8 protein-coding genes are annotated in these 10,761 nt (G+C 30.7%); 4 read left to right on the top strand and 4 right to left on the bottom strand.

Annotated elements, in window-relative coordinates; genetic code table 11:
- Positions 1–53 precede the first annotated feature (53 nt).
- On the bottom strand, positions 54–1,292 hold the full coding sequence (locus Q0616_RS08730) for a GTP-binding protein (RefSeq protein ID WP_260543490.1): 1,239 nt from the start codon (positions 1,290–1,292) through the stop codon (positions 54–56).
- Positions 1,293–1,558: 266 nt separating this feature from the next.
- On the opposite strand from Q0616_RS08730, the gene Q0616_RS08725 reads away from it, so the two are divergent.
- The 4 genes from Q0616_RS08725 (at position 1,559) to Q0616_RS08710 (ending at position 5,886) form a co-directional block, all read left to right on the top strand.
- Positions 1,559–2,680: a metallophosphoesterase gene (locus Q0616_RS08725; RefSeq protein ID WP_260543489.1), complete on the top strand. Its 1,122-nt coding sequence runs from the start codon at positions 1,559–1,561 to the stop codon at positions 2,678–2,680.
- Positions 2,681–2,787: 107 nt separating this feature from the next.
- Positions 2,788–3,105 carry a GNAT family N-acetyltransferase gene (locus Q0616_RS08720; protein WP_260543487.1) on the top strand — a complete coding sequence of 106 codons (318 nt, stop codon included), beginning with the start codon at positions 2,788–2,790 and terminating at the stop codon, positions 3,103–3,105.
- Positions 3,106–3,329: 224 nt separating this feature from the next.
- On the top strand, positions 3,330–5,360 hold the full coding sequence (locus Q0616_RS08715; protein ID WP_286484143.1) for an IgGFc-binding protein: 2,031 nt from the start codon (positions 3,330–3,332) through the stop codon (positions 5,358–5,360).
- Positions 5,353–5,886, top strand: coding sequence for a hypothetical protein (locus tag Q0616_RS08710; RefSeq protein WP_260543485.1), 534 nt, complete (start codon positions 5,353–5,355; stop codon positions 5,884–5,886). Before Q0616_RS08715 ends, Q0616_RS08710 begins: the two co-directional genes overlap by 8 nt.
- A gap of 95 nt (positions 5,887–5,981) precedes the next feature.
- On the opposite strand, the gene Q0616_RS08705 is transcribed toward Q0616_RS08710, so the two are convergent.
- From Q0616_RS08705 to Q0616_RS08695, 3 genes are all read right to left on the bottom strand, one after another.
- On the bottom strand, positions 5,982–7,253 hold the full coding sequence (locus Q0616_RS08705) for a dicarboxylate/amino acid:cation symporter (protein WP_225540215.1): 1,272 nt from the start codon (positions 7,251–7,253) through the stop codon (positions 5,982–5,984).
- Between the two features lie 136 nt (positions 7,254–7,389).
- The gene (locus Q0616_RS08700; RefSeq protein WP_286484144.1) at positions 7,390–10,077 is read right to left on the bottom strand and encodes a PD-(D/E)XK nuclease family protein; all 2,688 of its coding nucleotides are present in this window, start codon (positions 10,075–10,077) and stop codon (positions 7,390–7,392) included.
- A gap of 77 nt (positions 10,078–10,154) precedes the next feature.
- Positions 10,155–10,697 carry a hypothetical protein gene (locus Q0616_RS08695; protein ID WP_260543481.1) on the bottom strand — a complete coding sequence of 181 codons (543 nt, stop codon included), beginning with the start codon at positions 10,695–10,697 and terminating at the stop codon, positions 10,155–10,157.
- Between the last annotated feature and the right edge of the window lie 64 nt (positions 10,698–10,761).

Genomic DNA, 10,761 nt, shown 5'->3' with positions numbered 1-10,761 from the left:
ATCAAAAACAAAAAATATAGAAAAAATCTCGCTGTTATAGCGAGATTTTTGGTTTATGAATTATGCTTTGCTTGCCATTCAGCAATTTCTTGTTCGTTTAATAAACAAGAATTTAATTCTTCTGTTATTTTTTCTTTATCTAATCCTTGCCCAATAAATACAAGTTCAATCATTCGATCTCCCCATTCCTTCGACCATTTTGCATCAATTTGTTTTTGATTAAATTGATAAGCTGCAAACTGAATTCTTTCGTCATATGGCATCGAACACCACCAAGCTCCCGCAGGATCAATTCGGATACTACCACCAGCTTGACTCAAGAAAATAGCTTCATCGGGACGATTTGCTAACCAAAATAATCCTTTCGAACGGTAAATAGTAGCAGGGAAATCATCATTCAAATACGTTAAAAAACGTTCTGCATGAAACGGAATTTTTTGTCTGTAAACAAAAGAAGTCATTCCATATTTTTCTTCTAAATGATCGTGATGTTCATGTGTACAATCTGCTCCACATTCGTGATCATGATGGTGGTGATGCTCTTCGTGTTCTTGTTCTTCCAATAATTTTACCCACGCATCCATGTCTTGAATTTTTTCGAAATCAAATAAATTTGTATTTAATATTTCAGTCAATTCAACATGCGAAAAACTTGCAGGAATTATTTTAGCCGTAGGATTTAATTTTGCAACAAATGCTTCGATATTCATCAAGGTTTCTTCTTCGACTAAATCCATTTTGTTTAGAATGATGATATTAGAGAATTCAATTTGATCAATTAATAAGTTGACAATTGGACGATTATCTTCTCTGTTTTCTGTAAATCCACGATCAAAAACATCTTCATCAGTTCCTAAGTTTTTGAAGAAATTATAAGCGTCAACTACTGTCACCAAAGTATCTAAACGAGCAACTTTTGGTAAATCTACTTTTCCATCAGGCGAAACAAAATCTAATGATTGTGCGATTGGTCCTGGATCAGAAATACCAGAGCTCTCGATTACTAAGTAATCATATTTGCCAGATTTTGCTAATTTTTCGATTTCAACGATTAAATCTTCGCGCAATTCACAACAAACACAACCATTGCTCAATTCAACCAATTTTTCATCGGTTTGAATCAAATCATTTTCACGAGATACCATTTGTGCATCAATATTTACCGCTCCCATGTCGTTTACGATAACCGCAACTTTTAATCCTTTTTTGTTGTGTAATATATGATTGAGAAGTGTCGTTTTTCCGCTTCCAAGAAATCCAGAAAGTACCGTTACAGGTAATCTATTTTCCATAATTTATGCTTAAAAATGTTTTACAAAGTTACGTTTTTATCAAGCAAATTTTTAGCCTAAATTATCTATAAATTTTATAATGTTCTGTTAAGAATATGATGAAAAGTAATTTATTTCTGGAATTGTTTTATTTTTGTTTAAAATCAATCAAAGTAATGTTTGTCAATAGTGTTATCACGCTAATAATTATTTCAGTAATACTTGAAATTTACCTCTATTTTAACTTTAAAAAATTTTATCACAACAAGTATTTCCTTTTTGGAAATATGCTCATTTGGCTTCTTGTTTTGACGAATTTTGGCTATCATTTAATCTTTTTCGACCGTAATGTAGGGCAAACGCAAGCGACAATGTGGGGAACAGGTTTGTTTATGTTGTTTGGTTTTCCTCGTTTAATTTTGATTATATTTTTCCTAATTCAAGATATTATAAGAGGATTAGGTTGGCTATTCAATCGAATGAGTAATCATCAACCCAAAGCAGATTCCTATTTACCTTCTCGTCGAAAATTTGTAATGAATACTGGATTAACAGTAGCTTCTATACCTTTTTTTAGTTTGATTTATGGAATGACTTTAGGGAAATATAATTTTAAAGTCATTAAGAAAAAACTGGTTTACGAACGTTTACCAAAATCATTTGATGGATTTAAGATTTTACATATTACTGATATACATTCGGGAAGTTTGGATAATCGTGAAAAAATAAAGCAAGCCGTAGATTTAATTAATCAACAAGAGTTTGATATATTGTTATTTACAGGTGATATAGTGAATAATTTTTACTGGGAAATGGATAAATGGTACGATATTTTCTCGAAAATTAAACAAGGTAAATATGGTAATTTTGCAGTTTTAGGAAATCATGATTATGGAGAGTATTCGGATTGGAAATCAGAGGAAGAGAAGCAAGAAAACTTCGAGAAGATTAAAAGAATTTTCCCTAAAATAGGAATGCAATTGTTGTTAAATGAAAATCGATTGATTACAATAAATAATGAAAAAATTTCGTTGATTGGTGTTCAAAATTGGGGAACACGATTTAAGAAATTAGGTGATATTGATGTTGCTTCTCGCACTGTCAATACTGATGATTTTAAAATTGTATTATCTCATGATCCTTCGCATTGGAACGAAATATTGAAGCATCATCCTAAACATTTTGATTTAACATTATCTGGACATACGCATGGTATGCAGTTAGGGATTGAGGTTCCGAAAATTGGTTTACGTTGGAGCCCGTCACAATATGTTTATCCACAATGGGCAGGTTTTTATGATTTTGAAGGAAAAATAATCAATGTGAATAGAGGTTTTGGTTACCATTTTTACCCTGGTAGAGTAGGTGTCTGGCCAGAAATTACAGTAATCGAATTAAAATCAATTTAAGATATGATCTAAAAGCAACCAAATTATTTGGTTGCTTTTTTTTTGATGTACATCAATGAAAGACTGCTAAAATTTATGGATTATTGTAATAGAAAAAATTTATAAACATGAATGAAGAATTAATTCCTTTACAAGTTGTAAAGAATGAAAAAACAGTAAGGTTTGAACTAAATGTTGATGGTTTTATTGCGTTTATTGATTACAAGCAAGATGACAATGTAATCAAATTAATACATACAGAAGTTCCTGATGAATTGGGCGGTAGAGGAGTAGCTGCAGCTTTGGTTGAAAAAACATTGGTTTATTTGGAAGAGCATGGTAACGTCTTATTTCCGTATTGTCCTTATGTTTTTGCTTACATCAAAAAACATCCTGTTTGGAAAAGAATTGTTGATCCAAATTTTTCGAAATACGATGAGTTGTAGAAAATAGCAATCATTATATTTTTTTTATAGCTTTTGAGGTTTAATTATTTTAAATAATTGAACTTCAAATTTCTATATTTTTTTATCGTATAAAAACAATTAAGTACTTATAATCATTTAAACTTCCCAAATTAAATTGATTATAAAATGAATGTATTTTTGATTTATCTTAAATAGAGTAGCTGTTATAGATTTATAAGTGTTAATTTCGCGAAAAAATAAATATGAAAACTATTTATCAATTATTTCTATTCATAAATATTTTGATAAGTCAAACTTGTTATTCCCAATTAGATAATATACACTATTTACAACCGCTTGTATTTGGAGATTACGCTTCTTCAGTAACGCAAGAATTTATTTACTTATCTACACCATCTAAAGAACCTATTACTGTTGAAGTAACATATCCGGATGAAATTTCATCACCTCGATTATTAGTGGTTAATTTATCATTAGCAACTAAATCTTATGTTAGTGATGGTTTAATAACGTTGAGTAATGAACAACCAGTAAGGATAAGTTTTGTTAATACAAGTAATTCTATATTAAAACCTGGATTATCTGCTGTTTCTTTACCAACAAATAGAGCTGGTACAATTATAAAATCAAATGAGGGAGGGCTGGTTTTTAAATCAAAGGAATCTTTTTATGTTAATTATAGAGCAAGACATACAGGACATGCTGGAACAGTTTTAACAAAAGGAAAAGTTGCTTTAGGAAAAACATTCTTATGGGGTGGGACACCAAATGAGTTTTCTAATACTACTAGTAACATTGGTACAATGCTTTCTTTTACAGCAACAGAAGATAACACAGAAGTTGTTGTAGACAATTATGAAGAAGGATTAGAATTTTTGAATGGTAATGGTTTGGCTCCAATAATACACCCAACTATTTCTGTCAATTTGAACAAGGGTGAATCATACATATTGTATGCAAAAATGAAGAAAGGAGCTATAACAGTACAAAATAACGGATGGTTAGGTGCAAGGATTCAGTCAAGTAAACAGATATCTGTTACTGTTGGAGGTTTGCTTCAACAAGGCGGTAAAGCAGACAATAGAGATATCGGATTAGATCAAATAATACCAATACAATATGTAGGAACTGAGTATATAATAATGCAGGGTAATGGTTCTATAAATAATGAAAGAGTCATTGTTATAGCAACAGAAGAAGATACTAAAATTACAGTTAATGAATCAACTATCGAAAATAAATTAACAAAAATTGGGGATTATTTAATTGTACCTGGTTCTAATTTTATGAATAAAAACATGTATATATCTAGTGATAAACCAGTGTATGTTTTTCATAAAGTTTTTGGAAGTAGTGGTTTTCAAACAAATAATTTCATGCTTATACCTCCAACTTCATGCAATGGACAAAATTCTGTTGATTTAATACCAGATGCTAAAACGATTGGTGATACAAGTTATCCAAATACAATCTTATCAGTTCTTGCAAGAAAAGGAGATAGTTTTAAACCTATAATTGAATTAAATAATGAAAAACTATCTGAATCAGAAGGGCCAACTAATGTACCTGGAAATTCTGATTGGGTTTCATATCGATATGCAATAGGAAGCAAGGGATTAGGAAATATAAAAATTTCAGCATTAGGAACAATTCAAGCTCAAATTTTAGGTGCAAGTGGTGATGCAGGATTTGGAGGGTATTATTCTGGTTTTGGAATTGTTCCAGAATTAAAAGTAATCATTAAAAATAAACGTAATGATTTAGCATGCACAGGAGATACAGGAATATCAGTATTACAATCAGAATTAAATCAATTTTCAGGTACTTATCAATGGTATAAAAATGGAAAATTAATTCCAGGAGCTACAACTATTACTTACGATATACCTTATAAAGATACAGAATCAGCGGATTATTTTATGACAGTAACATTAAATGATGGTTGTATTTATTTTAGTGAAATAATAACTACTTATGCCTGTCCATGCTTTAAACCATTTAATCCTGAAGCTACAGACACAAATTCAGTTGTTGGCATTTCAACCACAGAAACTAGGACAACCCCATTATGGCCAAATGACATTCCAAATGCATTTTTGGTATTAGAATCAAAAAATAAGGGACTTGTTATCTCGAGAAATAAGAATCCAGAAAAAAATATTTTGTTACCAGTAAGAGGAATGATTGTATATGATTCTGATGATAAATGCATAAAGTTATACAATGGAACAAAATGGTCTTGTATAAAACAAAAATGTTATGATTATGAATAGTAGAAATAGGTTAATACTAATTAGTTTTATTTTAAAAATTCAGATATTATTTGGTCAAATTTCTATTGGTAAGGCGAATGTAGATGGAAGTGGATTGATAGATTTTCAATCAGAAACAACAAAAGGAATAGTATTATCTCATGTAGAGGATGTGAATAAAATGCATGATATTTCGGAAGGAACATTTGTGTACGATGAGTTTTCTGCAAAGGTGATGTTTTTTGATGGTGAAACTTGGATTGATATGAATGGAGTAGAGGGATTGAATCCATCAAAATTAGAAACTATAGAATCTTCATCGAAAACTGGAATGATTATAGGAAATGATACTACTGATGCAATAGGTATATTAGTTTTAGAGTCTGATGACAGAGCTTTAATTTTGCCAAAAATAGAGAATCCAGCAAAAAATGTAAAATCACCATATGCAGGAATGATTTGTTATGATACCTTAAGTGATAATTTATATATGTTTAATGGAAAATATTGGACATTCTGGGGAATTGAAGAAGATGATACTATATAAAAAGTATTTTTATATATCATAACGAATAAGATTATAAAAACAAATGCGACCCGAAAAAGGTCGCATTTGTTTTTATACATTGAAAAGCAATTTTTTTAAGCTTTTTGATGATCATCTTCATCATGTGTGTAAGTCTGTTCGATCGCAACATGTCCTTCCCATTTGTCTACAGCAACCGTAGATAAAGCGTTTCCAAGTACATTTGTCATCGAACGAGCCATGTCACAGAAGTGGTCTATTGGTAAAATCAAAGCAATTCCTTCTGGTGGAATACCAAACATCGAACAAGTTGCAACAACTACAATCAATGAAGCTCTTGGCACTCCTGCAACACCTTTTGACGTTAACATTAAAACCAATAACATCAAGATTTGTTTTTCGATTGGCATATGGATGCCATAAACTTGTGCAATAAATAAGGATGCGAAGGTCATGTACATCATGGATCCATCTAAATTGAAGGAATATCCGAGTGGTAAAGTGAATGAAATAATCTTCTTTTGGGCACCGAATTTTTCTAATTCTTCTACTAATTTAGGGAAAACAGCTTCGGATGAAGTTGTTGAGAAAGCGATTAATAATGGTGCTTTGATGTGTCTTAATAAGTCGAATAAACGTTTTCCTAAAATAAAGTATCCAACGATACATAATACTAACCACAATAAGGCGATTCCTATTACAAAAGCGATTAAGTATTTAACATATAATGCGAAAATTCCGAATCCGTAAGTTGCAATAGCAGCAGCAATAGTTCCTAAAACACCCAATGGTGCAGTCCACATTACGTAACCAACCATGATTAGAACGATATGCGAAATTTTATCTAAAGCTTTTGTGATCATTTCTCCTTCTTTTCCGTAAGCAGCCATGGCTACTCCAAAGAAAATAGAGAAAACTACAATTTGTAAAATTTCATTTGTTGCAAACGCTTCAAAAACAGATTTTGGAATCATGTGTGTAATGAAATGTTCTAATGTTAATGAAGCTTGTCCTTTTAATAAATCTTGAGCAGAACTCGCATCCATTTCTATGTTTATGCCTTCTCCAGGCTTCATTATATTTACAACAACAGCACCGATTACCAAAGAAGTAAGTGAAGCTGTAATAAACCATCCCATGGCACGCCCTCCAACGCGTCCAACCATTTTCATATCACCCATTTTAGCAATACCTACAACTAAAGTTGAAAAAACTAATGGCGCGATAATCATCTGAATAAGTCGAATAAAAATAGTACCAAGTAATTTGATATTTGTCGAAAATGTTTTAATAAATTCTGGAGAGGTGTAGTAATGTACATAACCACCAACAGCCACACCAATTAACAAGGCAACGATGATAGCTATAAAAAGTTTGTTATTTTTCATTATGCGATTTTAAACTTTTCCAAAACTACTATTTTTTAGCAAAATATTAAGAATTTAAATGGAATTATACGTTAATTAAATATAAAACCCTTTGTTAGAATACGATACAAAGGGTTTTATTATGGTGTATTGAGTACTATTCTGGTTGTTTGAATGGAATTTCTTGATTTAGAATTTCTTCAATTAAGCTTGCCATTGGTTCACTAGAGTGATCTACAATAGAATAATTGATCGTTGTATTCTTATCAACAGAAAGTTTTATTAATTCTTTATTCGGAAATTTGATAGGATAAATACACAACTCAATTTCTTTATTTATATTTTCTTTGTTGGAATAATACAAATGCGCGTAAAATATTAATTGCAATTGTTTCGCTTTATCTTCTTTTTGATAAACAACTTCGATTTCTTCTGTTTTAACCGAAATATCTTTCGCATAACCTGTTTTGTAATCAATAATTCGCAATTGATTGTTAACAGAATCAATACGATCAATAACACCTTTAAGTTTTACTACTTTTCCATTGGTCAAGGTAAAATCTACTTCGTGTTTTGATTCCAATGATTGAATGATAAATTCATTTTCTTTTGCCGTTTTCACATCTTTTGACAAAACACCGTCAACAATTCGTTCTGCAATTTTATAAATCAAATAGTTTGGACCTTTGTCTAAATGTCCATCTTTATATTCCTTCTGAAAATGAACTTGTAAAGTCTTATCTTTTTCTTTTTCAATTAATTTGAAATCGTTTTCGTGTAAAATTCGGTTCAAATAAGGTTGATATAAATCTTCTAAAGCACCATGTACAATATTCCCTAAAGTTCTTGCACTTACGGTTTCTTCGGCCTCTTCAACTTCTTTTACGTTGAAGATTCGTTGTTCATAAAAATCCAATGGATTACGCAAATAGGAAGAAAGAGAAGAAGGAGAGATTCCGTATTCTGCCCAATTCCAAAGTTTTTTCATCGTTTCATCTGTTTTAGGAACAATAATTTCTTTCAATGGTTTTGTAACAAAACTTGGTGCAGCAAAAATTTCTTTCATCTTGTGATGACTTTCAAATTTTATTTGCGCTAAAAAGCGAGATTTTTCGCCAGAACCCATTCCGTCTGCTTCTGTATCATAAACAAAGTAAGCATTTTTCGCACGTTGAATCAATCGGTAAAAGTGATACGCATAAATCGAATCGTTTTCGGTAAATGTATTCAATTTCATTTGTTTGCGAATGTCATACGGAATAAATGTATTGTTTTGTCGTCCCAAAGGCAAAATTTCATCATTTATAGAAGTCATGATAATGTTGTCAAAATTTAACAAACGTGTTTCCAAAAGTCCCATTAATTGTAAACCTTTCAATGGTTCGCCAATAAACGAAATAGATTCGGAAGAAACGATTTTGTTGTACAACAAAAATAATGTTCTATAATCTTTTATATCATTTACTTGTAGTAAGTTTTCGTGTAATTGATTGAATACTTTTTTGAAAAAGAACAAGTATTCTTTCGTTAATAAATCATTCATCGAAGGATGATGCAATAATTCATCTGTCCAATTTTTTAAATGATGAATAAATGCTGTAATAGATGTTGGAATATGAAAAATGGATTTGAAAATAGAATTTTCTAACGCATTTTGAATTGATTTCTCTGAATTGAATATTCGATTTTGAGTACGAATTTCATCAATTAGTTGTCGACTTTTATCCGAACTAAAATGAGATAAGGTTTTGTTTTCGAGAATTTGTAAAACATTCTTGAAATAAAACATCGATCCTTTTCCTAATTTTTCGCGATTCATCTGCAATTCGAAAATCGATTTGAAAAATTGTGCTAATGGAACCGAACGTAATGGAATACCCATCGAGATATTAAGATGCGTAATATTTTCGGGTAATGAATTTAGAATTGCAGGTAAAATAGATTCATCAGCCAAAATTAAAGCTGTATTTTTAATCTCATCGTCGTTCAGGTTTCGGATTAAATCTGCGATGTATTTTGCTTGTCCAACTTGTTTTGCAACACCAATTGTGTGTAAATTTTTTGGCTTCGAAAATTCATCAACAACCCAATTAATTGGTTTTATTTTTTCTTTGTATTTTCTTAAAAATGAACCCGCCTCCTGATTGGGGTTTTCATAGTAATATTTATCTGCATCAAAATATAAAGTGGCTAAATTTTCTTTTTCTAATTTAAAAATAAGCGCTTGTTCTGCTTTCGTTAATGCATTGAAACCAGCAAATACATAATGAGAAGTTTTGTTCTCAACAATTTCGTTGACTTTTTCGCTCGCAATTCTAAAAACCATTCCAGCATAACCTTCCTTCGAATCAAGTAAATCTTGTTGCAATTGAACGTATAACTTTGAAACGATTCCCCAAAAAGTTAAATGATTTTGAATGATTTCATTTTTACCAATATCAATTTTTCCTTCACCCCATTGATTGATTCGTTCAACCGAAACCAAATAATCTAACACTTTATTCGCAGGTTGCAAGGAAGCGTCAATATCATCAAAGTCTTTTAAAACAGTTGGTCCCCATTTGATAAAATCTTCGAAAGAATCTGGTTTGTCAACGATTTTCTTATAAGCTTGATAGGCTTTGAACCAAAGATTGATACCAGAAATAATTTCTAAACCAGAAAGTTCGCTCATCAATTCCTCGATACTTTTCATTTGAGGGAGAATGATATTTTGCGATTGACGTTGAAATTCTTCTCTAAAAAAAAGCATAGGACGCTTTCCTGGTAAGACCAAAGTCGTATTGATAAAATTTGTTTGATTATGCAATAAATCTTTTACAACATTTTCTATGAATTGAGCCATTTTGAAATTTTCTTTGTTGAATTGTTGTAAAAGTAAGGATTTTGAAAGACAAAAGGTGGCGTTTAGTTGTCTATTTATTACTTTTTTAAGTTGACTTCTACATGTTCTGAACGTTGGAAAACTCCATTTTTGTAGTAATCTTTAGAAATTAGATTTCCTTTTTTGTCATATTTTAAAAATACACCATTTCCATTATTTATAGGTCCGCAATATACTATTTCACCTTTGCTTGTATAACAATCTTTGGCAGTTACGAGTAAATTGTTTTGAAATACTAAAGTAGCAAATGGCTTTCCGTTTTTATAAAAATATTGGAATGCTCCTTCTGCTAAATCATTAATGAATAATCCTCTACTTTCGATAACGGAATTTGGAAAATAAGTAATTTCCATGCCTTCTTTTTTATCATTTACATAGCTTGTTTCTCTAAAAAGTAAACCGTTTGGAAAATATTCGTAAGTTATACCTTCTCTTTTATCATATTCATTTAGTCCAATGATAGTTTTTATTTTACCGTTTTCGTATCTTTTGACTTCTTCAAAAAGCTGTTTGTTTTGAAATTGACTAAACACAAATGTTTCTGAACAGATCAATAATAAAAAAAGAAAATATTTTGACATTTTATAAAATTCTAAGTTCAACAAATAAGTGCAACTCAAATTAAATCATTGGGGGCTAGCCCCC

The sequence above is a fragment of the uncultured Empedobacter sp. genome (assembly GCF_937930195.1).
Taxonomy (GTDB): domain Bacteria; phylum Bacteroidota; class Bacteroidia; order Flavobacteriales; family Weeksellaceae; genus Empedobacter; species Empedobacter stercoris.
The sequence above is the reverse complement of the archived record's forward strand: the minus strand, read 5'-3'. Positions and strand labels throughout refer to the sequence as shown.

What these genes read in the sequence shown, in the direction of transcription:
- Q0616_RS08705 (WP_225540215.1), bottom strand. Translation starts at nt 7,253, where the DNA reads ATGAAAAATAACAAACTTTTTATAGCTATCATCGTTGCCTTGTTAATT.
- Q0616_RS08700 (WP_286484144.1), bottom strand. Translation starts at nt 10,077, where the DNA reads ATGGCTCAATTCATAGAAAATGTTGTAAAAGATTTATTGCATAATCAA.
- Q0616_RS08730 (WP_260543490.1), bottom strand. Translation starts at nt 1,292, where the DNA reads ATGGAAAATAGATTACCTGTAACGGTACTTTCTGGATTTCTTGGAAGC.
- Q0616_RS08725 (WP_260543489.1), top strand. Translation starts at nt 1,559, where the DNA reads ATGCTCATTTGGCTTCTTGTTTTGACGAATTTTGGCTATCATTTAATC.
- Q0616_RS08715 (WP_286484143.1), top strand. Translation starts at nt 3,330, where the DNA reads ATGAAAACTATTTATCAATTATTTCTATTCATAAATATTTTGATAAGT.
- Q0616_RS08695 (WP_260543481.1), bottom strand. Translation starts at nt 10,697, where the DNA reads ATGTCAAAATATTTTCTTTTTTTATTATTGATCTGTTCAGAAACATTT.
- Q0616_RS08710 (WP_260543485.1), top strand. Translation starts at nt 5,353, where the DNA reads ATGAATAGTAGAAATAGGTTAATACTAATTAGTTTTATTTTAAAAATT.
- Q0616_RS08720 (WP_260543487.1), top strand. Translation starts at nt 2,788, where the DNA reads ATGAATGAAGAATTAATTCCTTTACAAGTTGTAAAGAATGAAAAAACA.